The following is a 22,988-nucleotide window of genomic DNA, read 5'->3' on the forward strand; positions in this document are numbered from 1 at the left end:
GCGGGGAGAGGGCCGGGGAGAGGGGCAGTCGCACGCGCGACGCCCCACCCTCCCCCTCTCCCCTACCCTCTCCCCGCAAGCGGGGAGAGGGAGAAAGAGGTAGGAATATGAACGAGATTACCCCTTTCGCGAACCCGATCGCGAAGCCCGAGACCTTCGATCAGATCCAGATCGGCATCGCATCGCCGGATCGTATCCGCTCGTGGTCGTTCGGCGAGATCAAGAAGCCGGAGACGATCAACTACCGCACGTTCAAGCCCGAGCGTGACGGCCTGTTCTGCGCGCGCATCTTCGGCCCGATCAAGGATTACGAATGCTTGTGCGGCAAGTACAAGCGGATGAAGTACAAGGGCATCGTCTGCGAAAAGTGCGGCGTGGAGGTTACCGTCTCCAAGGTCCGCCGCGAGCGCATGGGCCATATCGAGCTCGCCGCGCCGGTCGCGCACATCTGGTTCCTGAAGTCGCTGCCTTCGCGCATCGGCCTGCTGCTCGACATGCAGCTCAAGCAGCTCGAACGCGTGCTGTACTTCGAAGCCTATATCGTCATCGAGCCCGGCCTCACCCCGCTTGAGAAGTATCAGCTTCTCACCGAGGACGAACTGCTCGAAGCGCAGGACGAATATGGCGAGGACGCCTTCTCCGCCGGGATCGGCGCGGAAGCCGTGCGCATCATGCTCGAAAGCCTCGATCTCGAAGGCGAAAAGACGCAGCTTCTGGAAGAACTCGCGACCACCAAGTCCGAGCTCAAGCCCAAGAAGATCATCAAGCGCCTCAAGGTCGTCGAGAGCTTCCTCGAATCCGGCAACCGCCCGGAATGGATGATCCTCGAGGTGATCCCGGTGATCCCGCCCGAGCTGCGCCCGCTGGTGCCGCTGGACGGTGGCCGCTTCGCGACCTCCGACCTCAACGACCTGTATCGCCGCGTCATCAACCGCAACAATCGTCTGAAGCGGCTGATGGAGCTGCGTGCGCCGGACATCATCGTCCGCAACGAAAAGCGCATGCTGCAGGAAGCGGTCGACGCTTTGTTCGACAACGGCCGTCGCGGCCGGACGATCACCGGCGCCAACAAGCGTCCGCTGAAGTCGCTGTCCGACATGCTCAAGGGCAAGCAGGGCCGCTTCCGTCAGAACCTGCTCGGCAAGCGCGTCGACTATTCGGGCCGTTCGGTGATCGTGACCGGTCCCGAGCTCAAGCTGCACCAGTGCGGCCTGCCGAAGAAGATGGCGCTCGAGCTGTTCAAGCCGTTCATCTACGCCCGGCTCGACGCCAAGGGTCTGTCGATGACCTTGAAGCAGGCCAAGAAGTGGGTCGAGAAGGAGCGCAAGGAAGTCTGGGACATCCTCGACGAGGTGATCCGCGAGCATCCGGTGCTGCTCAACCGCGCGCCGACGCTCCACCGCCTCGGCATCCAGGCGTTCGAGCCGGTGCTGATCGAGGGCAAGGCGATCCAGCTTCACCCGCTGGTCTGCTCCGCGTTCAACGCCGACTTCGACGGCGACCAGATGGCCGTGCACGTCCCGCTGAGCCTCGAGGCGCAGCTGGAAGCGCGCGTCCTGATGATGTCGACCAACAACATCCTGTCGCCCGCCAACGGCAAGCCGATCATCGTGCCGTCGCAGGACATGGTGCTCGGTCTCTACTATCTCTCGATGGAGAAGCAGAACGAGCCGGGCGAGGGCATGCTGCTGAGCGACATGCAGGAAGTCCACCAGGCGCTCAACGCCGGCGCGGTGACGCTGCACACCAAGATCGTCAGCCGCGTTCCGCAGACCGACGAGAATGGCGAGCAGTATCTCAAGCGTTATGAGACGACCCCGGGCCGCATGCTGCTCGGCGAGTGCCTGCCGAAGAGCCACAAGGTGCCGTTCGAGACGGTCAACCGGCTGCTGACCAAGAAGGACGTCACCGACGTTATCGACGAGGTCTATCGCCACACCGGCCAGAAGGAGACCGTGCTGTTCGCCGACGCGATCATGGCGCTCGGTTTCCGCCACGCGTTCCGTGCCGGCATCTCGTTCGGCAAGGACGACATGGTCATCCCGGGCGACAAGGAAAAGCTGGTCGACGAGACCCGCGAGCAGGTGAAGGACTTCGAGCAGCAGTATCAGGACGGCCTGATCACGCAGCAGGAGAAGTACAACAAGGTGATCGACGCCTGGAGCCGTTGCGGCGATCAGGTGGCGAATTCGATGATGAACGAGATCAAGGCGGTGAAGCTCGACCCGGAAACGGGCCGCGAAGCACCGATCAACTCGATCTACATGATGGCCCACTCCGGGGCGCGTGGCTCGCAGGCGCAGATCAAGCAGCTTGCCGGTATGCGCGGCCTGATGGCCAAGCCGTCGGGCGAGATCATCGAGACGCCGATCATCTCGAACTTCAAGGAAGGTCTGACCGTCCTTGAGTACTTCAACTCGACCCACGGCGCCCGTAAGGGCCTTGCGGACACCGCGCTGAAGACCGCCAACTCGGGTTACCTCACCCGCCGTCTCGTCGACGTGTCGCAGGATTGCGTCATCGTCGAGGAAGATTGCGGCACCGAACGCGCGCTGGAGATGAAGGCGATCGTTCAGGGCGGCTCGACCATCGCGTCGCTCGGCGAGCGTATCCTTGGCCGCACCACGGCGGAGGATATCGTCGACCCGAAGACCAATGCGGTCGTCATTCCCACCGGCACGCTGCTCGACGAGCCGGCGGTTGCGGTGATCGAGGGCATCGGCATCCAGGCGGTCAAGATCCGCAGTCCTTTGGTCTGCGAATCGAAGATCGGCGTGTGCGGCAAATGCTACGGGCGTGACCTCGCGCGTGGTACGCCGGTCAACATCGGCGAGGCGGTAGGCGTCATCGCCGCCCAGTCGATCGGCGAGCCGGGCACCCAGCTGACGATGCGTACCTTCCACATCGGCGGCGCGGCGCAGCTCAACGAAACCTCCAACCTCGAGGCGCATGCCGACGGGACGGTGGAATTCCGCGACCTGCGTCTGATCGAGGACCAGCGTGGCCGCCGCGTCGTGCTGAGCCGCTCGGGCGAGATCGCGATCAAGGACATGGACGGTCGCGAGCTGTCGGTCGATCGCATCCCGTACGGCGCCTATGTCATGTTCGACGACGGCCATATCGTCTCCAAGGGCGATCGCATGGCCGAGTGGGATCCGTTCACCATGCCGGTGATCACCGAGACCGGCGGCACGGTGAAGTTCCAGGATCTCGTCGAGAACAAGACGCTGACCGAGCAGGTCGACGAAGCGACGGGCATCGCCCAGCGCGTCGTCACCGAGTTCCGCGCCGGTTCCAAGTCGAAGGAGGATCTGCGTCCGCGGATCACCCTGCTCGACGCGGGCTCGGGCGAGACCGCGCGCTACATGCTGGCGCCGGGTGCGGTGCTGTCGGTCGAGGACGGTGCGACGGTGCAGGCGGGTGACGTGCTGGCGCGTGTCGCGCGCGAAAGCGCCAAGACCCGCGACATCACCGGCGGTCTGCCGCGCGTCGCCGAGCTGTTCGAGGCGCGCAAGCCGAAGGAGAATGCGATCATCGCAAAGGTCTCCGGCCGTGTCGTGTTCGGCAAGGACTATAAGGCGAAGCGCAAGATCGGCATCCAGCCCGAGGATGGCGGCGACGTCGTCGAATATCTGGTGCCGAAGTCGAAGGTGATCGACGTTCAGGAAGGCGACTACGTCAAGCGTGGCGACAACCTGATCGGCGGCAGCCCCGACCCGCATGACATTCTGGAAGTGCTCGGGATCGAGCCGCTGGCGGAATATCTCGTCAGCGAAATCCAGGAAGTCTATCGACTGCAGGGCGTGAAGATCAACGACAAGCACATCGAGGTGATCGTTCGCCAGATGCTGCAGAAGGTCGAGATCACCGAGGCCGGCGACACCACCCTGCTCCCCGGCGAGCAGGTGGATCGCGAGGAGATGGACGAGGTCAACGCGAAGCTCAGCAAGGGCATGCAGCCCGCGCAGGGCAAGCCGATCCTCCTCGGCATCACCAAGGCGTCGCTGCAGACCCGCTCGTTCATCTCGGCCGCGTCGTTCCAGGAAACGACCCGCGTGCTCACCGAGGCGGCCGTGCAGGGCAAGCAGGACACGCTGATGGGGCTCAAGGAGAATGTCATCGTCGGCCGCCTGATCCCGGCGGGCACCGGCGCGGGCATGAACCGCCTCAGGGTCGCGGCATCGTCGCGCGATGCGGCGCTCCGCGTCCAGCAGCGCAAGCTCGCCGAGGCGATGGCGATCACCGCGCCGACCAGCGCGGCGGCCGAACATGCCGCCGAGCTGGCCCGCTCGCCGCGCGATGCGCAGGGCACCGGCCCGGACCCGCTCGCCGCAGTCGTCCCCTCGGGTGACGGCAGCGACGAGGCTGCGGGCGAATATCTGAACGACTGATCCGGTCGCTCGACGTGAAAGAAGAACCGCCGTCCGGGGATGCCCGGGCGGCGGTTTTTTTATCCAAGTCCGTCATGCCAGCGAAAGCCGCATCTCGATCGGCACACGGTAGGATGTCGGATGGGCGGTTGGACCTATATCATGACCAACAAACCCCGCGGTGTCCTCGACACTGGCGTGACGGCGTATCTCGCGGAAAGGGTCGATCAGCATCGGCCCGGGGCTGGTCCATCGTTCTGCCGACGCTACGGTTTGACGCGGCTTGTCCACGCCGAACTTCATGACTCGATGGGAAAGCCCTCACGCGAGAAAGGGCGCTCAAGGCGTGGAAGCGCGATTGGAAGATTGCGTTGATCGACGCCGCCAACGCCTAATGGGACGATCTGTTCGACCGCATCCCTGAGGCACGAGATGCCAGCTCTCGCTAGCATGACGGATGCGGGCTATCCCCGCACCAAGGTCACGAAACTATACGCCGGCCGGCCTTCCGCCGCCGGGTGGTCCTCCCGCGCCGCCTCGCGCCAGCCGGTGAACGGGGGGACGATCGTGTCGCCTTCCGCGTCGAGATGCACTTCGGTCAGTTCGACGCGGTCGGCGAGCGGCAGGAACAGCGCGAACACCTCCGCCCCGCCGATCACCGCCGCATCCTCCCCGGCCAGCGCCAGCGCTCCGGCAACATCGCGCGCCACTTCGGCGCCTTCCGCCCGCCACGCCGGATCGCGCGTCAGCACGATATGGCGGCGGCCGGGCAGCGGCGCGGGGAAGCTTTCGAAGGTCTTGCGGCCCATGATCATCGGCCGCCCCATCGTCTGCGCCTTGAAGCGCTTGAGGTCCGCCGGGAGCCGCCACGGCAGCCCGCCGTCGCGGCCGATCACGCCATTGTCGGCGCGCGCGAGGTGCAGCGAGACACGGGTCACGCCGCGACTCTCGGCATCAATCCCCTGCCGGCGGGCTCGGCGTCGCCATCGGCGAAGGCGTTGCCGGCGCCGGCGGGACGCTGTATTGAAGAATCCACGCGGCCGCCGTCGCGGTGATGATGGTGATCAAATAGTCGCGCATCGCACCGTCTCCCAAACCATTGACTACACTTGTAGTCGATACGGCTGAACGGCAGATTAACGAGCATTGTCATGCGCGAACGCTAGGCGAAATGGCGCGCGAGCGGAAGCCGCGCGCCATCGCTGCCCTCCTCCTCATTCATCGTCATGCCGGACTTGATCCGGCATCCAGAGCCACAAAGGTCATCGCTCGCGACTCTGGATGCCGGGTCGGGCCCGGCATGACAGGAGATTACCCCCGCGCCTTCGCCTCGGCGCGGAAGCGGTGGAGCAGCGGCTCGGTATAGCCGCTCGGCTGGCCGACCCCTTCGAACACCAAGGCCTTGGCCGCGCGATAGGCGAGATTCGCGTCGCCCTCGCCTGCCATCGGGCGATAGGCCGCGTCGCCGGCATTCTGCGCATCGACCTTCGCCGCCATCCGCGCGAACGCCTGATTGACCGCCTCTTCGGTCGCGACGCCGTGAAGCAGCCAATTGGCGAGATGCTGCGACGAGATGCGCAAGGTCGCGCGATCCTCCATCAGCCCGACGTCGTGGATATCGGGCACCTTCGAACAGCCGATCCCCTGATCGATCCAGCGCACGACATAGCCGAGGATGCCCTGCGCATTATTGTCGAGCTCTTCGCGCACCTCCTCCGCCTGCCAGTTGCGGCCGGGCGCGACCGGAACCGTCAGCAGTTTTTCCAGCGGCGCCGGCGCCTCGGCGCTGCGCTCGCGCTGGCGGGCGAAGACGTCGACGCGGTGGTAATGAGTCGCATGAAGCGTCGCCGCGGTCGGCGACGGCACCCAGGCGGTATTCGCCCCCGATCGCGGATGGCCGATCTTCTGTTCGAGCATATCGGCCATGCGATCGGGCGCGGCCCACATGCCCTTGCCGATCTGCGCGCGGCCCGAAAGCCCGCAGGCGAGACCGATCTGGACGTTGCGATCCTCATAAGCCGCGATCCACGGCGCGGTCTTCATCTCGCCTTTGCGGATCATCGCGCCGGCGCGCATCGCGGTGTGCATCTCGTCGCCGGTGCGATCGAGGAAACCGGTGTTGATGAACATGATGCGGTCCTTCACCGCATGGATGCACGCGGCGAGATTGGCCGAGGTGCGGCGCTCCTCGTCCATCACCCCGACCTTGATCGTATACCGCGCGAGCCCGAGCAGATCCTCGACGCGATCGAACAGCCGATTGGTGAAGGCGCATTCCGCCGGCCCGTGCATCTTGGGCTTGACGATATAGAGCGAGCCCGCGCGGCTGTTGGCGAATGCCCCCTGCCGCTTGAGATCGTGCAGCGCGATCAGGCTGGTGACGATCGCGTCGAGAATACCCTCGGGCGCCTCGCTGCCGTCGGCCAGCCGGACCGCGGGGTTGGTCATCAGATGCCCGACGTTGCGCACCAGCAACAGGCTCCGCCCCGGCAAAGTCAGCGTCGACCCGTCGGGCGCGGCGTAGACGCGATCGGGGTTGAGCCGCCGCGTCATCATCCGCCCGTTCTTTTCGAAACTGTCCTCCAGATCGCCGCGCATCAGCCCGAGCCAATTGGCATAGGCCGCCACCTTGTCCTCGGCATCGACCGCCGCGACCGAATCCTCGAGGTCGCAGATCGTGGTCAGCGCGGATTCGAGCACGACATCGGCGATGCCGGCAGGATCGTCGCGCCCGATCGGGTGATCGCGATCGATCACCACCTCGATATGCAGGCCGTTGTGGCGATAGAGCAGAGCCTTGTCGCGCCGCCCGACGAATTGCGCCGGATCGCGCAACACCGGATCGCCCGCGAGGTCCGCCCACGAACCCTGCGCCAGCGGCACCGCCTCATCGAGGAACGCTTTGGCCCAGGCGATCACCTGCGCGCCGCGCGCCGCATCATAGCCGCCCGGCGCCGCGCTGCCGGGGATCGCATCGGTGCCGTAAAGCGCGTCGTACAGGCTGCCCCAGCGAGCATTGGCGGCGTTGAGCAGGAAGCGCGCGTTGAGGATCGGCACGACAAGCTGCGGCCCGGCGAGCCGCGCGATCTCGTCATCGACATTGGCGGTGCCGACGGTGAAGCGCGCGGGGTCGTCGACGAGATAGCCGATGCTCCGCAGAAACGCTTCGTCGACTGCCTCGCCGGCCTGATAGCGCGCATCGATCGCCTGCTGCAGCCGCTCGCGTTCGGCGAGCAGCGCCCGATTCTCGGGGACGAGATCGGCGAAGATCGCCGCGGCGCCGCGCCAGAAATCCTCAGGGGCGATCCCGGTGCCCGGCAGCACGCGATCATCGACGAATTGCGCCAGTTCCGCCGCAACCTGCAATCCCGCTTTGTCGTTCATCGTCATCGCCTGCTCCTTTGTCCAAGGCGAATAGACCAGCCGCATCCTGATCGGTAGGCTATAAGAAATTGAAGCAGCTTTTCCTATAAGGAACGAATGATGCTCGATCCCGATTATGAGCTGTTCGCCCGGGTGGTCGATGTCGGCAGCCTTTCCGCTGCCGGGCGGGCGCTCGGAATCTCCCCGGCGATGGTGTCGAAACGGCTCGCGCGGCTGGAGGAAAGGCTGGGGGTACGGCTGGTCCACCGCACGACGCGGCGGCTGGCGCTGACCGAGCCGGGCGCGCGTTTCCACGCCGATCTCGTCGCGATCCTCGCGACGATGCGCGAGGCCGAGGCGCGCGTCACCGGGGTGCGCGCCGCCCCGAGCGGGCCGCTACGCGTTTCCGCTCCCACCTCGTTCGGGCGGCTGCATATCGCGCCGCATCTGCATCGCTTTCTCGACGATCATCCTGCGGTGGCGCTGGAATTCAACCTGTCGGACGGGTTCGTCGATCTGATCGGCGAGCGGATCGACGTCGCGCTGCGCATCGCGCCCGAGATCGCGCCCGATCTTGTCGCGCACCGGCTCGGCACCAGCCGGCGGCTGCTGTGCGCCGCGCCCGCCTATCTTGCGCGGCACGATGCGCCTGAGACGATCGCGCAATTGAGCGACCACCGCCTGCTCGCCGCGACCGGCCAAATGCCCTGGCGGCTGGTGAGCGGGACACGCCGCGCGACGATCGAGCAGCCGAGCGCAGTCATCACCAATTCGAGCGAGATCGTCCGCGAACTCGCGCTGACCGGGGTGGGAATCGCGCTACGCTCGTTATGGGATGTCGGCGAGACGCTGGCGCGCGGCGATCTCGTCCGCATATTGCCCGACTGGGAGGGATCGACGGACGTCGGGATCTACGCGGTCCACCCGCGCGCGCCGGCGGTGCTGCCGGCGGTGACGGCGTTCATCGCATTCCTGCGCGAGACGCTGGCGGATACGACGTTTTAAAACTCTCCCCGTTCGGAGGCTAATTCAGACCGCCACCGGCGCCGCGATATGCGGGTGCGGATCGTAATCGGTCACCGCGAAATCCTCGATCGCATAGTCGAAGATCGACGCGGGCCGCCGCGCGATATGCAGCCGAGGCTCGCTGCGCGGGGTGCGCGCCAGCGTCTCCTCCACCAGATGCGCGTGGTTGAGATAGATATGTGCGTCGCCCGCGCTCCACACCAATTCGCCCGGCGCGAGATCGCATTGCTGCGCGAGCATCCGCAGCAGCATCGCCGCCGAAAAGGCGTTGAAAGCAAAACCCAGCCCGAGGTCGCACGAACGTTGCCACAGCATCCCCGAAAGCCGCCCGCCGGCGACATGATATTGATAGGTCATGTGGCACGGCGGCAGCGCCATCCCGCCGAGCTCGGCGACATTCCAGCCGGTGAACAGCAAGCGGCGCGACATGGGGTTATGCCGGATCATCTCGACCAGTTCGGCGATCTGGTTGACCGGCTTGCCCGGGCGGAACAGCCCCTCGCCCGCCGGTTCATACGTATCCCAATTGACCCATTGCTTGCCGTAGACCGGGCCGAGATCGCCCCATTGCGCGGCGAAATCCGGGTCGGCGAGGATGCGCGCCTCGAACGCGTCGCGATCGATCGTCTCGCCGGTCGCGCGGCGATAGCGATCGAGCGGCCAGTCGGTCCAGATATGCACCTTCTGCCGCACCAATTCGCGGATATTGGTGTCGCCGGTCAGGAACCACAGCATCTCGCGCGCCGCGGTCTTCCACGCGACGCGCTTGGTGGTCAGCAAGGGCACGCGGTCGTCGCTGAGATCGAAGCGCAGCGTCGGGCCAAACAAGGATCGCGTGCCCACCCCGGTGCGGTCGCGGCGTTCGTCGCCGCGCTCCCACACCTCGCGCAACAGCCGGAGATACTGGTCCTCGAAATGCGCATCGCTCATGCCGCAGCAGTGGCAGGCGCGTGTCGGTCGCACAAGGGCGATGAGCGGAAGAGAAAGATCGATCCGAAACGGATGATAATAGTGGTTAACCCGGTTCCCCGCCGTTAGCTCGCGCGATGAATTTCGCCCATCTGGCCGGTCTGTTCGCGCCAATCGCATCCGCTACGGTCGAGATTGTCGCCTTCGCCTATCTCGATTCGGCCGGGCGCGTGCTGGGGCTGCGCCACATCCGGTCGGGCGATACGCTCTGCATCGACGTGCCCATTCGCACGGTGGTGCGCGACGCGCTGTCGTTCGACGCGAAACTGGTCGCAATGGCGCACAATCACCCGTCGGGCGACGCCGAACCGAGCCGCAACGACCTGACGGTCACGCGCCTCGTCGTCACGGTATTCAATGCCTTAGGGATTCGGCTCGTCGACCATCTGGTGCTTGGGAGCGGCGCCATTGTCAGCCTGCGTGCCCGCGGGCTGTTGTGACGGGCGCAGGCGGCACGGCTTGATCGCGCCCGGCGCCGGGCGCGGCCCGACCGCCTTGAAGGTCGCGAAATAGCCGCCCGCCGACGGCATGTTCTCCATCCCGACGAGCTGATAGCCGACCGCGGCGAATTCGCAGCGCAGCAGCGCCGGCGGGGTGCCGTGATCGACAACGAGACGGTTGGCGTCGACCACCACCACCAGCCCCTCGGGGCGCAGCGAGGGACGCATCCGCCACAGGAATTCATAGGGCTGCTCGATCTCATGATACATATGCACCATGAAGATCCGATCGAAGCTGGCATCGGGCAGCTTGGGATCGGCCGGCACGCCGAGCCGCACGCTGACGTTATCGAGCCGCTCGCGCGCGACGCGCTCGGCCAGCGCATCGCGCACCGCCGGCATGATATCCTCGGCGAGCACACGCCCGTCCTTGCCGACGCGTTGCGCGAGACGAATCGTGTAATAACCCTCGCCCGCGCCGATATCGGCGACGGTCATGCCGGGCCTGATCTTGGCGCGGTCCATCACTATCGTCGCTTCGTTGAGCCGGTCGCGCGCCTCCTCGTTCGACCAGCGCGACGAGACGATATGCGCCACCGGGCGATCCGCGGCGGGAAACGGCCCGGGCTCACCCTTGTCGTCATGCCGGATCAGCGGCTGCGACCCGTCGCAACCGCCCAGCATCGCCGCCAGAGCAATCAGGGCCGCGCCCAGCCTCAATCGACATCCTCCACGTCGACCGTCTCGCCGGTCACGCGCTGCGACAGCGCGGCGGCCATGAAGTCGTCGAGATCGCCGTCGAGCACGTCGCTCGGCGAGGTGGAGGTGGTGCCGGTGCGCAGATCCTTCACCAGTTGATAGGGCTGGAGCACATAGGAACGGATCTGGTGCCCCCAGCCGATATCGGTCTTGGTGGCGTTGACCGCATTGGCCTCTTCCTCGCGCTTGCGCAGCTCGTGCTCGTAAAGCCGCGCGCGGAGCTGGTTATACGCCTCGGCGCGGTTCTTGTGCTGGCTGCGCTGGTTCTGGCAGGCGACGACGATCCCGGTCGGCAGGTGGGTGATGCGCACCGCCGAATCGGTCGTGTTGATATGCTGCCCGCCCGCGCCCGACGCGCGATAGGTGTCGATGCGCAGCTCGCTGTCGTTGATCTCGATGTCGATCGAATCGTCGATCACCGGATAGACCCACACCGACGAGAAGCTGGTGTGGCGCCGCGCCGAACTGTCATAGGGCGAAATCCGCACCAGCCGGTGGACGCCGCTTTCGACCTTGGCATAGCCATAGGCATTCTCGCCCTTGACCAGCAACGTCGCGGATTTGATCCCGGCCTGCTCGCCGGCGTGATAATCGACCAGCTCGACCTTATAGCCGCGGCGTTCGGCCCAGCGCGTGTACATGCGCTGGAGCATCTCCGCCCAGTCCTGGCTCTCGGTGCCGCCGGCGCCGGCGTTGATCTCCAGATAGGTGTCGTTGCTGTCAGCCTCACCGGCGAGCAGCGCCTTCACCTTGTCCTGCTGCGCACGCTCGGCGAGCTGGGCGAGCGCTTGCGTCCCCTCGACCGCGAGATCCTCGTCGCCCTCGGCTTCCGCGAGCTCGATCAGTTCGCTGGTGTCGGCGAGTTCGCGCTCGATCGCGCGGGTCGCGGTGATCGCCTCGTCGAGCCGGCGACGCTCGCGCATCACTTCCTGCGCCTGTTTGGGATTTTCCCACAACGTCGGGTCCTCGACCCGCGCGTTGAGCTCGTCGAGCCGGCGGAGCGCGCGATCCCAATCGAGGAAGCGGCGCAACAGCGCCAGCGCCTCGTTGATCGTCTCGACATGGGCCTGCGCTTCGGCGCGCATCGTTCATTCTCCAAATCTCGTCATTCCGGCGACGGCCGGAATCTCGCGGGACAAGCTGTTCGCCTGATAACCGGGAAATCCCCGCCTTCGCCGGGATGACGTCTCAATTCAAGCCGGCGGGATTTAGTAAATCCCCCCCTGCCGCTGCAAGAAGTCGCTATCGCCGGGCTGTGCGCGCGGCGCGGCATTGGTTGCGGTGGCGGTCGGCGCCGCTTCCGGCCGGCGCGGTGCGCGGCGCGCCTCGCTCTGCGGCTTGAACGCTTCCCAGATCACCGCCGGGGTATATTCGCCGAAGGCCGGCCAGGCGCCGAACACCGGGCGGCCCGAGGCGCGGTCGACGCGCACCATGCGGATCCCCTGCGGCGCGCGGAACGGCAGTTTCTCCAGCCCGTCGAACGCCTTGACCGCGAATTCCTTGAAGATCGGCGCCGCCATCGTGCCGCCCTGGGCATAGCCGCCGAGGCTGGTCGGCGCGTCATAGCCCATATAGAGCCCGCCGACCATTTGCGGGGTGCCGCCGATGAACCACACGTCGGTCGGCCCCGAATTGGTGCCGGTCTTGCCGAACATCGGGCGATCGAGATCGCGCAGCACGGTCGCGGTGCCGCGCTGGATCACGCCCTCGGTGATGTGGATCATCTGATAGGCGGTCATCGCATCGACCACCTGCCGCCCGCGCAGCCCGGGGCGCGGCATCGGCTTGCCGTCCCAATCGGGCATGTTGCAGCGATCGCAGGCGCGCCAATTCTCCGGCCAGATCACCTTGCCGTGACGGTCCTGGACGAAATCGACCAACGTCGGCGAATGCCAGCGGCCCTGATTGGCAAGCACGCCATAGGCATTGACCATCCGCATCACCGTCGTCTCGCCCGCGCCGAGCGCATAGGAGAGATAGGGCTGGTAATCGCCGATGTTCATCGCCTTCATCAGCCCGACGACATTGGTCATCCCGGTCTGCGCGGCGGCGCGCACCGTCATCAGGTTGCGCGATTGCTCGATGCCCCAGCGCATCGTGTGCGGGCCGGCGCCGCGGCTGTTGCCGAAGTTGCGGAAGCATTTCTGCCCCAGCCGCGCGCCCTGATAGACGCAGAACGGCCCGTCGACGATGATCGACGCCGGGGTCATGCCGTGTTCGAGCGCGGCGGAATAGACGATCGGCTTGATCGTCGACCCCGGCTGACGCATCGCCTGGGTCGCGCGGTTGAACGACTGGATCGAGGCATCGAACCCGCCCTGCATCGCAAGGATGCGGCCGGTCGCCGGCTCCTGCACGACGAACCCGCCCGAGACCTTGGGCACCGCGCGCAACGCGAACTGCCCGCCCTGCGGCGCGACCGCGATGATGTCGCCCGGCTTGATCGCGGCGAAGGCGGTGCCACCCTTGCCGCGCACCGGCATCTGCGCCAGATCGCGCGGCATCGATCCGGTCTGGCCGTTGGCGAAGCCGATCTGCCACGCATCGCCCTCACGCGCGATCGCGATTGCGGCGCGCCAGTCGTTGTAATCGATGCTGATATTGGTGTTGGCGAGCGCCCCAAGCCAGCTATCGCCCTCGAAATCGACATGCCGCAGCGGGCCGTTCCAGCCACGCCCGCGATCGTAGCGCACCAGCCCGTCGCGCAGCGCCTGCGCAGCATAGGCCTGAAGCTTGGGATCGAGCGAGGTGCGCACCCACAGGCCGCCCGAATAGACGCTGTTGGGCCCGTCGCGCGCGGTCTCGCCATATTTGCCGATCAGCTGGCGACGGACTTCCTCGACGAAATAGCCGCCGACCTGCTCGAACTTCGGCGTGCGGCGGATGATCGCGCCGATCGGCGCGGCGCGGGCTTCGTCTCTTTGCGCGGCGGTGATGTAGCCGTTCTTCTCCATCTCGCCGAGCACCCAGTTGCGGCGGGCGATTGCGCGATCGGTGTCGCGGAACGGATCGTAGTTCGACGGCCCCTTGGGCAATATGGCGAGATAGGCCATCTGCGGCAGGCTGAGCTCGGTCAGCTCCTTGTCGAAATAGGCGTGGCTCGCCGCTTCGACGCCATAAGCGTTCCGCCCGAGGAAGATCTGGTTGAGATAGAGTTCGAGGATCTGCTGCTTGCTCAGCGAATCCTCGATACGCCACGCCAGCACCGCCTCGCGCATCTTGCGCGTCGGGGAATAAGCATTGCCGATCAGCAGGTTCTTCGCGACCTGCTGGGTGATCGTCGACCCGCCCTTGGCGCGCCGGCCCGATCCCATCTTCGACACATAATCGACTACCGCGCCGGCAAGCCCGGGGTAATCGACGCCGTGATGCTCGAAGAAGGTCTTGTCCTCCGCAGACAGGAAAGCGTGGATCAGCTGTGGCGGATATTCGGCGAACGACAGTTCGACACGGCGTTCGCGCGCATAGGAATAGATCGGCGTGCCGTCGCCCCCGCGCACGTTGGTCGGCAGCGGCGGTTCATAGGTGCGCAGCTGATCGACCGACGGCAGATCGCGTGCGATCGCGAACCAGAACACTCCATAAGCGATCGCCGCCAGCACCGCGACCGCCGCGCCGATCTTGATCCAGCGCTTCGCCCACGCCTCACGCAGCGACCGCCGCCAATGGCCGGCATCGCGGCGCAGCTTGAGGGTCGTTTCGGGTTCAGGGGGAGAAGACGCCATACGCTTGGGGGGTATTTAGCAGGATTGCCGGGCGGGGGAACCCGGCATTATTTCGCCGCGATCCGCCGCGCGAAATAGATTTGCACCGCGCGCCTGACGCTCTCGGCAATCTTGGCGCGCCCGGCCTTGCTGTCGAGGAAGGCGGCGTCCTTGGGGTTGGAGATATAGCCGGTTTCGAACAGGATCGAGGGCATGTCCGGCGCCTTCAGCACCATCAGCGAGGCCATGCGGTGGAATTTCGCCTTGGTCGGCATCAAGGGCGCCGCCTCGCGCCCCAGGAGCCGCGCGAACCCCGCCGAGGCGTTCATCGTCTCGCGCTGGGTGAGATCGATCAGGATCGTCGAGACATCGGGGTTCTGATCGAGATCGACCCCGGCGATGATATCCGACTTGTTTTCGCGCGCCGCGAGCCGCGCGGCTTCCTTGTCGGAGGCAACCTCAGACAAGGTATAGGCGGTCGCGCCGGTGGCGTCGCCCGCCCCCACGCTGTCGCAATGGATCGAGATGAACAGATCGGCGCGCATCCGTCGCGCAATGCCGAAGCGCTCGCGCAGCACGAGATAGCGATCGTCGCTCCGCGTCAGCGCGACGCGCACGCGGCCGCTGGCGACCAGCGCGTCACGGATCGCCTTGGCGATCTTGAGCGTCACATCCTTTTCGCGCAGCCCGGTCTTGGGATTGATCGCGCCGGGATCGGGGCCGCCGTGCCCGGCGTCGATCACCACCAGCGGGCGATCCGCTTCCCCTTCCGCACGCGGCAGCGGTGCGCGCCGCGCCGGGGGAACGGGGGCCGAAACCCTGTAGCTCGCGACGCGCTCCGCGCCGAAGCCGAACGGCTGGAAGCTCAGCGGCCGCTGATCGATCGCCGCGGCGAAATGGCGCGCATCGGTCGGCGCGAGGATCAGCGCCAATGTGCGCCCCTCATCCTCGAACCCGCCGCCCGACACCAGCATCGGACGATCGAGATCGAGCACCACTCGCGCCCCGTCGCTGCCACGCCACCCCTGCCGGATCGCGCTGACCACGCCCTCGCCCGGCAGCGACGGGCCGGGACGCGCGCCGTCGATATCGATCGCGATGCGGCGCGGGCCATCGAGGACGAAGCTCGATGCCTGCTCCACCGCGGCATCGAAATGGATCAGCACGCGGCCGCCGTCGATCTCGACGCGCTGGACGGTGGTGGCTTGCGCCGGGGCCGCGAACGCGACGGACACGAGCAATGCGGACACGCATCGCCACCGCCCTATCGCTCTGGCCCACCGCCCCGCCATCGAGAAACCGCCCTTTACCCCTTACACGCGCCTTATCGCGACGCGTTTCCACGCTGGCCCGAGGTCGGTTAACAGAAGCTTGACGGGGCAACGAGCTTTTTGCGGCGGAATGAGCGGATTTGAGCTAGTTGATGCATGACAAGTCCGGTGCTAATCCCCATCTCGACCGGACAGGCACGTCGTATTCGTGCCTTTACCTCCGGCCCACCGCTCGGTTCGCATTTTGCGGGGCCGGGCTTTCAGGTTGACGTTCGAATGCCGCATCTTTTCCCACCGCTGAACCGCCCGGCTTTCGCCGGCGGCGCGGGTTCGGGCCTGTTCCGGGGCGAGGCGCCCCGGCGTGCGGCACGAGCGAAGGCGATTTTACCAACAATTCGCGTGGCCGGGCGCAGCGCCCCGCCATTGCCAGATTATCGCACGACGGCGCCGCCCGGCGGCACGCGTGCGCGGAGACCATATAATGACCATGCGTATGCTGATCGACGCACGCCACCGGGAGGAAACCCGGGTGGCCGTCGTCAAGGGAAACCGGATCGAGGAATTTGATTTCGAGAGCGCTGAGCGCAAGCAGCTCAAGGGGAACATCTATCTCGCCAAGGTGACGCGCGTCGAGCCGTCGCTGCAGGCGGCGTTCGTCGATTACGGCGGCAATCGCCACGGCTTCCTCGCCTTTTCCGAAATCCACCCGGATTATTATCAGATCCCCAAGGAGGATCGCGACGCGCTGCTGCGTGAAGAGGCGGAGCATGCCGCCGAGGAAGCCAAGCTGCGCGCCGAGCAGGAAGCCGCCGAGGAGGCGGACGAGCCGTCCGAAGAGGATATCGAGCGTTTCGAGGACGATGGCGGAATGGACCCCGACGTCGCCGAGGACATGGATGGCGAGGCGCGCCCCGCCCGCTCGACCGTCAACGACGATCAGGTCGAGGCGCTGCGCCAGCGCCGCATGAACCTGCGCCGCCGCTACAAGATCCAGGACGTGATCCATCGCCGCCAGGTGCTGCTGGTCCAGGTGGTGAAGGAAGAGCGCGGCAATAAGGGCGCGGCGCTGACCACCTATCTCAGCCTCGCCGGGCGTTATTGCGTGCTGATGCCCAACACCTCGCACGGCGGCGGCATCTCGCGGAAGATCAGCAACACCGGCGACCGCAAGCGCCTGAAGTCGATCATGGCGGAGCTCAAGCTGCCGCCGTCGATGGGTTGCATCGTCCGCACCGCCGGGCTCCAGCGCACCAAGACCGAGATCAAGCGCGACTTCGATTATCTCGCGCGGCTGTGGGACGGGATCCGCGAGCAGACGCTCGCCTCCTCCGCGCCGGCGCTGATCTATGGCGACAGCGACCTGATCAAGCGCGCGATCCGCGATATCTATAACAAGGATATCGACGAAGTGATCGTCGAAGGCGACGAAGGCTATCGCCAGGCGAAGGACTTCATGAAGCTGCTGATGCCGAGCCACGCGCGCCGCGTGAAGCATTACAGCGATCCGATTCCCCTGTTCCAGCGCAGCCACGTCGAGGATCAGCTCGCCGCGATGTATCATCCGGTGGTGCAGCTGAAGTCGGGCGGCTATCTGGTGATCAACCCGACCGAGGCGCTGGTGTCGATCGACATCAACTCGGGCCGGTCGACCCGCGAGCACAATATCGAGCAGACCGCGACCGCGACCAATCTGGAAGCGGCACACGAGATCGCCCGCCAGCTCCGCCTGCGCGACATGGCCGGGCTGGTCGTGATCGACTTCATCGACATGGACAATAATTCCAATGTCCGGAAGGTCGAGAAGGCGATGAAGGAGGCGCTCAAGAACGATCGCGCGCGCATCCAGGTCGGCCGCATCTCCTCGTTCGGGCTGATGGAAATGAGCCGCCAGCGGCTGCGCACCGGGGTGCTCGAGGCATCGACCCGCGCCTGCCCGCATTGCGAGGGCACCGGGCTCGTCCGCACCGCGTCGTCGGCCGGCCTTTCCGCGCTGCGGCTGCTGGAGGATGAAGCGGCGCGCGGGCGCGGCTCGCTGCTGACGCTGCGCGCCAGCCAGGAAGCCGCTTTCTACGTGCTCAACCGCAAGCGCGGCGACATCGCCGAGATCGAGGATCGCTACGGCGTGCGCGTCGAGATCCTGCCCGACGGTGAGCAGGAAGGCGCGCGCATGTCGGTCGAGGCCTCGGGCCCGCCGCCGGCCTATGCGCCGAAGTTCGCCGCCCCGGTCGAGGAAATCGAGGAAGATTTCCCCGAGGAGTACGAAGCCGAGGAGGCTGAGGAAGAGGAAGTCGCCGAGGAGCGTCACGCGGGTCAGCCGCGCGAGGACGGCGATCGCGAAGGCGGGCGTCGCCGCCGTCGCCGTCGCGGCCGGCGCGGTCGCGGGCGGCCGGAGAATGGCGAGGCGCATGAGGGTGGCGAACATGCCGACGCCGAGGCCGAGGAGGCCGAAGCCGAGGTCGTCGCACAGCCCGAGGCGCACGCCGAAGAGGAAGGCGAACGCGAAGGTGTGCGTCGGCGCAACCGGCGCGGCCGGCGCGGTCGCAACCGCGGCGGTGCCGAGGCACCGGTTGAAACGGCGGTCGAAACCGTCGAGGAAGCGCCGGCTGCCGAGCCCGTCGCCGAGGAGCCGGCCGAAGTGCTCGCCGAGGTAGCGCCCAAGACGCGCCGCCGCCCGCGTGCCCGTGCCAAGGCCGAAACGGTCGCCGAGGCGCCCGCGGCCGAAGCGCCGGTGATCGAAGTCCCGGCACCGGCCGAAGCGGCGGCGGCGGAAGCCGCACCGAAGCCGAAGCGCGCGCCGCGTCGCAAGAAGGCGGACGCGGCTGCGCCCGAGGCCGCCCCGGCCCCCGAAGCCGCGCCGGCCGAAGCGGCCGAAGCGCCGGCCAAGCCGAAGCGCACGCGCCGCAAGAAGGCCGATACGGCGGAAACGCCCATCGCCGCCGACGCCGCCAACGCCAATGGCGCGGCCGAGGAGGAAGCGGCACCCGAAGCGGCGAACGACGCACCCGCCGGCGGCCCGCGTCGCGGCTGGTGGCAGCGGACGTTCGGCGCCTGAGCCGTGCGTCGCCGGGTTTCAGCGGCGGTTCATCGCGAACCGCGCAGAAATCCGGCCACCACCGCCCCGTTCGGGCCATGCGCAGGAAAGACGTGATGACGCGCAGGGCTTTTGCCTGTTCCGTAAAGTGTTTGCGCGATAGCGCGCGCCTCCTTGTGTCCCCGCGCGGGCGGGGACCCAGCCTGTGCTCCCGCCCGCGCGGGAGCACAGCGGCGGCCGGGGTGACGGTCGAGGCGGTCATCTGATGAAGAAGACGCTCGCCGCCGCGCTCACCGCGATCCTGATCTGGGCGCAGCCCGCGCATGCGCAGTCGCTGCTGCGCGACGCCGAGACCGAGGCGCTGTTCAAGGACATGTCCGCGCCGCTGGTGAAAGCGGCCGGGCTCAACCCGCGCGACGTGCAGTTCGCGCTGATCAACGACGATTCGATCAACGCCTTCGTCGTCGGCGGGCAGGTCGTCTATATCCATAGCGGGCTGATCCAGGCGGCGGATAACGCCAATCAGGTGCAGGGCGTGATCGCGCACGAGCTGGGCCACATCGCCGACGGCCATATCGTCAACGCCGATGCCGGGACGAGGCCGGCGATGGCGATCTATCTGCTCTCGATGGTGCTGGGGCTGGCCGCGACCGCTGCGGGCGCGGGCGAGGCCGGGATGGGCGTGATGGCCGCCGGGCAGCAGGCGGCGATGGGCAAGTTCCTCGCCTTCAGCCGCACCCAGGAATCGACCGCGGACGCCAGTGCGGTCAAATATCTCAACGCCGCCGGGATCACCGGCAAAGGCATGCTGTCTTTCTTCAAGATCTTGCAGCAGCAGGAATATCGCTACGGGGTCGGCAAGATCGATCCGTTCATGCAGACCCACCCCTTGTCGGGCGAGCGCATCCAGACGATGACCGCCGACATCACCGCTTCGCCGGCCTATAACAAGCCGGCGGACCCGGCGCTGCAGGAGCGTTTCCTGCGCGTGAAGGCCAAGCTGATCGGCTATGTCGGCACGCCGACGCAAACGCTCAACACCTATCCGCTGAGCGACCAGAGCGTCTATGCGCATTATGCGCGCGCTTATGCCTATCATAAGGGCGGCTATCCCGACAAAGCCGATGCTGAGGCCGATGCGCTGGTCAAGGCCGCGCCGCACGACCCCTATTTCCTCGAGGTGAAGGGGCAGATCCTGCTCGAAGCCGGCAAGCCGGCCGAAGCGCTCGCGCCGCTGCGCGAGGCGACCGAGCTGTCGCGCAGCAACCCGCTGATCGCCACGACCTTCGGCCACGCGCTGATCGCGACCGAGAACAAGGCCAATTACCCGGAGGCGATCAAGGTGCTGCGTACCGCGGTGGCGCGCGACACCGAAAATCCCTTCGCCTGGCTCCAGCTCGGCACGGTCTACGAGCTGACCGGCGACGAGCCGCGCGCGATGCTCGCCACCGCCGAGCGGGCGAGCATGAACGGCGACAGCCGCACCGCCGCCTATAGCGCGCGCGCGGCGATGGCCGGCATCCCGAAGAACACGCCGGACTGGATTCGCGCGCAGGATATCGCGATGACGGCGCAGAACGACATGGACGACAATCCGAAGAAGTATAAGCGCAGATGAATCGGACTTTATTGGTGGGGCTGGTGCTGCTCGGCGCAGCTTTCGGCGCGGGCGGAACATGGCTTGCCGAGCGCGTCGCGCCCGGCGAGCTGAGCGGGGCGGATCGCGCGCGCGTCGATCGCGCGGTGCATGATTACATCCTCGCCAACCCCGATATCATCCCGGAGGCGATGCAGCGGCTCGCCGACCGCGAGAACGGCAAGGTGATCGCCGCGCAGCGCTCGGCGATCGAGACGCCCTATGGCAATGCCTATATGGGCAATCCCAACGGCGATGTGACGCTGGTCGAGTTCTACGATTACAATTGCGGCTATTGCCGCGCGAGCCTGCCGACGCTCGACAAATTGGTGCAGGCCGATCCCAAATTGCGCATCGTGTTCCGCGAGATGCCGGTGCTGGCGGAGAGCAGCATCGCCGCCGCGCGCGCCGCGCTGACCGCCGCGTCGCAGGGCAAGTTCAAGCCGTTCCACGACGCGCTCTACGCCGCCGGGCCGGTGAGCGACCAGACGATCGCCGCCGCCGCGCGCACCGCCGGGGTCGACCTTTCCAAGCGGCCGTCCGACACCGACGACGAGATCCGCAACAACCTCGCGCTCACCGCCAAGCTCGGGATGCGCGGCACCCCGAGCTGGATCGTCGGCGATCGCGTGCTGTCGGGCGCGCTCCCGCTCGATCGCCTCCAGGAAGCGATCGCCGCCGCACGGGCAGCAAAATCGTGAGCGAAAACACGATCCTGCGCCTGGAGGGCGTCACCAAGACCTATGCCGGCGGGGTCACCGCGCTGTCGCCGGTCGACCTTTCGATCCGCAAGGGCGAGATCTTCGCGTTGCTCGGGCCGAACGGCGCGGGCAAGACGACGCTGATCAGCATCATCTGCGGCATCGTCACCCCCTCCGCCGGGACGATCACCGTCGCGGGGCATGACGCGCAGCGCGACTACAAGGCCGCGCGCCGCGCGATCGGGCTGGTGCCGCAGGAGCTTTCGACCGATTCGTTCGAAAGCGTGCTCGCCACCGTCACCTTCTCGCGGCGGCTGTTCGGGCACGGCCCCAACCCCGCCTATATCGAGCAGATATTGCGCGACCTGTCGCTGTGGGACAAACGCAAGTCGCGGATTCTGGAGCTTTCCGGCGGGATGAAGCGCCGCGTGCTGATCGCCAAGGCGCTGGCGCACGAGCCGCAGATTCTGTTCCTCGACGAGCCGACCGCCGGGGTCGACGTCGCGCTGCGTCGCGACATGTGGAAACTGGTCCACCGGCTGCGCGACAATGGCGCGACGATCATCCTGACGACGCATTATATCGAGGAGGCCGAGGAAATGGCCGACCGCGTCGGCGTCATCAACCGCGGCAAATTGCTGCTGGTCGAGGAGAAGGACGCGCTGATGAAGAAGCTCGGCCGCCGCCAGCTCGCGCTGACGCTCGCCGAGCCGCTCGCCGCGCTGCCCGCGGGGCTGGAGCAATGGCATCTCGAGCTTGAGGCCGACGGGCGGATCCTGCGCTACACGTTCGATGCACAGGCCGAGCATACCGGCATCCCCTCGTTGCTCCGCGCGCTATCGGATCGCGGCATTTCGTTCAGCGATCTCGAAACCAAGCGATCGAGCCTCGAGGACATCTTCGTCGATCTGGTGAGGGAAACGGCATGAACCTCAACGGTATCTGGGCGATCTATCGCTTCGAGATGGCGCGCTTCGGCCGCACCTTCTGGACCAGCCTGCTGGTGCCGGTGATCACCACCTCGCTCTATTTCGTCGTGTTCGGCTCGGCGATCGGGTCGCAGATGCGCGAGGTTTCGGGGGTGCCCTATGGCGCGTTCATCGTGCCGGGGATGATGCTGCTCGCGATCTTCTCCGAGAGCATCTTGAACGGCAGCTTCGGCATCTACATGCCCAAGTTCACCGGGACGATCTACGAACTGCTCTCGGCGCCGTTATCGCCGTTCGAGACGGTGCTCGGCTATGTCGGCGCGGCGGCGACCAAGTCGCTGGTGATCGCGCTGATCATCCTTGCCACCGCGCATCTGTTCGTCGACCTGACGATCGTCCACCCGTTCGCGATGATCGGCTATCTGGTGCTGATCTGTGTCACCTTCTGCCTGTTCGGTTTCGTGATCGGGATTTTCGCCAAGGGGTTCGAGCAGCTTCAGGTGATCCCGTTGCTGATCGTCACCCCCCTCACCTTCTTGGGCGGCGCTTTCTATTCGGTGATGATCCTGCCCGAGCCGTGGCGGACGGTGACGCTGTTCAACCCGGTAGTGTACCTCATCAACGGCTTCCGCTGGACCTTCTTCGGCACCAGCGACGTCGCGGTGGCGGTGAGCCTTTCAGCGACGTTCGCGCTGTTCGCGGCGTGCCTGATCGCGGTGACGGTGATCTTCCGCACCGGGTGGCGGCTCAAGCATTAGGGGCAAGCTGCCCCTCCCCGTTCGGGCTGAG

General features: G+C 66.5%; 16 protein-coding genes and 1 pseudogene. 9 read left to right on the top strand and 8 right to left on the bottom strand.

Going from position 1 to position 22,988, the window contains the following annotated elements; genetic code table 11:
- Nucleotides 1-107 precede the first annotated feature (107 nt).
- A complete protein-coding gene (gene rpoC / locus NED98_RS16010; protein WP_265313643.1) occupies nt 108-4,391 on the top strand; it encodes a DNA-directed RNA polymerase subunit beta' in 4,284 nt (1,427 codons plus the stop codon).
- A gap of 120 nt (nt 4,392-4,511) precedes the next feature.
- Nucleotides 4,512-4,765, top strand: a pseudogene (locus NED98_RS16015) (GIY-YIG nuclease family protein).
- A gap of 69 nt (nt 4,766-4,834) precedes the next feature.
- Here the strand turns inward: NED98_RS16015 and NED98_RS16020 are convergent.
- The 3 genes from NED98_RS16020 to NED98_RS16030 all read right to left on the bottom strand — a co-directional run bounded on the left by NED98_RS16020 (nt 4,835) and on the right by NED98_RS16030 (nt 7,754).
- The gene (locus NED98_RS16020) at nt 4,835-5,308 is read right to left on the bottom strand and encodes a dihydrofolate reductase (protein WP_265313644.1); all 474 of its coding nucleotides are present in this window, start codon (nt 5,306-5,308) and stop codon (nt 4,835-4,837) included.
- A gap of 16 nt (nt 5,309-5,324) precedes the next feature.
- Nucleotides 5,325-5,450, bottom strand: a complete 126-nt coding sequence (locus NED98_RS16025) for a hypothetical protein (RefSeq protein WP_265268870.1) — start codon at nt 5,448-5,450, stop codon at nt 5,325-5,327.
- A 231-nt stretch (nt 5,451-5,681) separates the two neighbouring features.
- Nucleotides 5,682-7,754 carry a malate synthase G gene (locus tag NED98_RS16030; RefSeq protein ID WP_432423337.1) on the bottom strand — a complete coding sequence of 691 codons (2,073 nt, stop codon included), beginning with the start codon at nt 7,752-7,754 and terminating at the stop codon, nt 5,682-5,684.
- 99 nt (nt 7,755-7,853) lie between these two features.
- On the opposite strand from NED98_RS16030, the gene NED98_RS16035 reads away from it, so the two are divergent.
- Nucleotides 7,854-8,738: a LysR family transcriptional regulator gene (locus NED98_RS16035; protein ID WP_265313646.1), complete on the top strand. Its 885-nt coding sequence runs from the start codon at nt 7,854-7,856 to the stop codon at nt 8,736-8,738.
- A gap of 24 nt (nt 8,739-8,762) precedes the next feature.
- On the opposite strand, the gene thyA is transcribed toward NED98_RS16035, so the two are convergent.
- Entirely contained in the window at nt 8,763-9,689 is a 927-nt protein-coding gene (gene thyA, locus NED98_RS16040; RefSeq protein WP_265313647.1) for a thymidylate synthase, read from the bottom strand.
- 116 nt (nt 9,690-9,805) lie between these two features.
- Between thyA and NED98_RS16045 the strand changes: the two genes are divergently transcribed.
- Entirely contained in the window at nt 9,806-10,168 is a 363-nt protein-coding gene (locus NED98_RS16045; RefSeq protein ID WP_265313648.1) for a JAB domain-containing protein, read from the top strand.
- On the opposite strand, the gene NED98_RS16050 is transcribed toward NED98_RS16045, so the two are convergent.
- The 4 genes from NED98_RS16050 to NED98_RS16065 all read right to left on the bottom strand — a co-directional run bounded on the left by NED98_RS16050 (nt 10,091) and on the right by NED98_RS16065 (nt 15,923).
- Complete coding sequence (locus tag NED98_RS16050; RefSeq protein WP_265313692.1) at nt 10,091-10,852, bottom strand: class I SAM-dependent methyltransferase; 762 nt, start codon at nt 10,850-10,852, stop codon at nt 10,091-10,093. The genes NED98_RS16045 and NED98_RS16050 overlap by 78 nt on opposite strands.
- A gap of 32 nt (nt 10,853-10,884) precedes the next feature.
- The gene (prfB, locus tag NED98_RS16055) at nt 10,885-12,012 is read right to left on the bottom strand and encodes a peptide chain release factor 2 (protein WP_265268866.1); all 1,128 of its coding nucleotides are present in this window, start codon (nt 12,010-12,012) and stop codon (nt 10,885-10,887) included.
- A 123-nt stretch (nt 12,013-12,135) separates the two neighbouring features.
- Entirely contained in the window at nt 12,136-14,652 is a 2,517-nt protein-coding gene (locus NED98_RS16060; RefSeq protein ID WP_265313649.1) for a penicillin-binding protein 1A, read from the bottom strand.
- 47 nt (nt 14,653-14,699) lie between these two features.
- Entirely contained in the window at nt 14,700-15,923 is a 1,224-nt protein-coding gene (locus NED98_RS16065) for an N-acetylmuramoyl-L-alanine amidase (protein WP_432423335.1), read from the bottom strand.
- Nucleotides 15,924-16,383: 460 nt separating this feature from the next.
- On the opposite strand from NED98_RS16065, the gene NED98_RS16070 reads away from it, so the two are divergent.
- The 5 genes from NED98_RS16070 (at nt 16,384) to NED98_RS16090 (ending at nt 22,957) form a co-directional block, all read left to right on the top strand.
- Nucleotides 16,384-18,954: an Rne/Rng family ribonuclease gene (locus NED98_RS16070; RefSeq protein ID WP_265313651.1), complete on the top strand. Its 2,571-nt coding sequence runs from the start codon at nt 16,384-16,386 to the stop codon at nt 18,952-18,954.
- Nucleotides 18,955-19,198: 244 nt separating this feature from the next.
- On the top strand, nt 19,199-20,551 hold the full coding sequence (locus tag NED98_RS16075; protein ID WP_179512094.1) for a M48 family metalloprotease: 1,353 nt from the start codon (nt 19,199-19,201) through the stop codon (nt 20,549-20,551).
- Nucleotides 20,548-21,270, top strand: a complete 723-nt coding sequence (locus NED98_RS16080) for a DsbA family protein (protein WP_265313652.1) — start codon at nt 20,548-20,550, stop codon at nt 21,268-21,270. The genes NED98_RS16075 and NED98_RS16080 overlap by 4 nt, the downstream gene beginning before the upstream one ends.
- A complete protein-coding gene (locus NED98_RS16085) occupies nt 21,267-22,199 on the top strand; it encodes an ABC transporter ATP-binding protein (RefSeq protein ID WP_265313653.1) in 933 nt (310 codons plus the stop codon). The genes NED98_RS16080 and NED98_RS16085 overlap by 4 nt, the downstream gene beginning before the upstream one ends.
- The gene (locus tag NED98_RS16090; protein ID WP_265268860.1) at nt 22,196-22,957 is read left to right on the top strand and encodes an ABC transporter permease; all 762 of its coding nucleotides are present in this window, start codon (nt 22,196-22,198) and stop codon (nt 22,955-22,957) included. Before NED98_RS16085 ends, NED98_RS16090 begins: the two co-directional genes overlap by 4 nt.
- Nucleotides 22,958-22,988 lie beyond the last annotated feature (31 nt).

The organism is Sphingomonas lycopersici (genome assembly GCF_026130605.1).
GTDB classification, from domain to species: Bacteria; Pseudomonadota; Alphaproteobacteria; order Sphingomonadales; family Sphingomonadaceae; genus Sphingomonas; species Sphingomonas lycopersici.

What these genes read in the sequence shown, in the direction of transcription:
- rpoC (WP_265313643.1), top strand. Translation starts at nt 108, where the DNA reads ATGAACGAGATTACCCCTTTCGCGAACCCGATCGCGAAGCCCGAGACC.
- NED98_RS16025 (WP_265268870.1), bottom strand. Translation starts at nt 5,450, where the DNA reads ATGCGCGACTATTTGATCACCATCATCACCGCGACGGCGGCCGCGTGG.
- NED98_RS16030 (WP_432423337.1), bottom strand. Translation starts at nt 7,754, where the DNA reads ATGAACGACAAAGCGGGATTGCAGGTTGCGGCGGAACTGGCGCAATTC.
- NED98_RS16035 (WP_265313646.1), top strand. Translation starts at nt 7,854, where the DNA reads ATGCTCGATCCCGATTATGAGCTGTTCGCCCGGGTGGTCGATGTCGGC.
- thyA (WP_265313647.1), bottom strand. Translation starts at nt 9,689, where the DNA reads ATGAGCGATGCGCATTTCGAGGACCAGTATCTCCGGCTGTTGCGCGAG.
- NED98_RS16045 (WP_265313648.1), top strand. Translation starts at nt 9,806, where the DNA reads ATGAATTTCGCCCATCTGGCCGGTCTGTTCGCGCCAATCGCATCCGCT.
- NED98_RS16050 (WP_265313692.1), bottom strand. Translation starts at nt 10,852, where the DNA reads ATGCTGGGCGGTTGCGACGGGTCGCAGCCGCTGATCCGGCATGACGAC.
- prfB (WP_265268866.1), bottom strand. Translation starts at nt 12,012, where the DNA reads ATGCGCGCCGAAGCGCAGGCCCATGTCGAGACGATCAACGAGGCGCTG.
- NED98_RS16060 (WP_265313649.1), bottom strand. Translation starts at nt 14,652, where the DNA reads ATGGCGTCTTCTCCCCCTGAACCCGAAACGACCCTCAAGCTGCGCCGC.
- NED98_RS16065 (WP_432423335.1), bottom strand. Translation starts at nt 15,923, where the DNA reads ATGGCGGGGCGGTGGGCCAGAGCGATAGGGCGGTGGCGATGCGTGTCC.
- NED98_RS16070 (WP_265313651.1), top strand. Translation starts at nt 16,384, where the DNA reads ATGACCATGCGTATGCTGATCGACGCACGCCACCGGGAGGAAACCCGG.
- NED98_RS16075 (WP_179512094.1), top strand. Translation starts at nt 19,199, where the DNA reads ATGAAGAAGACGCTCGCCGCCGCGCTCACCGCGATCCTGATCTGGGCG.
- NED98_RS16080 (WP_265313652.1), top strand. Translation starts at nt 20,548, where the DNA reads ATGAATCGGACTTTATTGGTGGGGCTGGTGCTGCTCGGCGCAGCTTTC.
- NED98_RS16090 (WP_265268860.1), top strand. Translation starts at nt 22,196, where the DNA reads ATGAACCTCAACGGTATCTGGGCGATCTATCGCTTCGAGATGGCGCGC.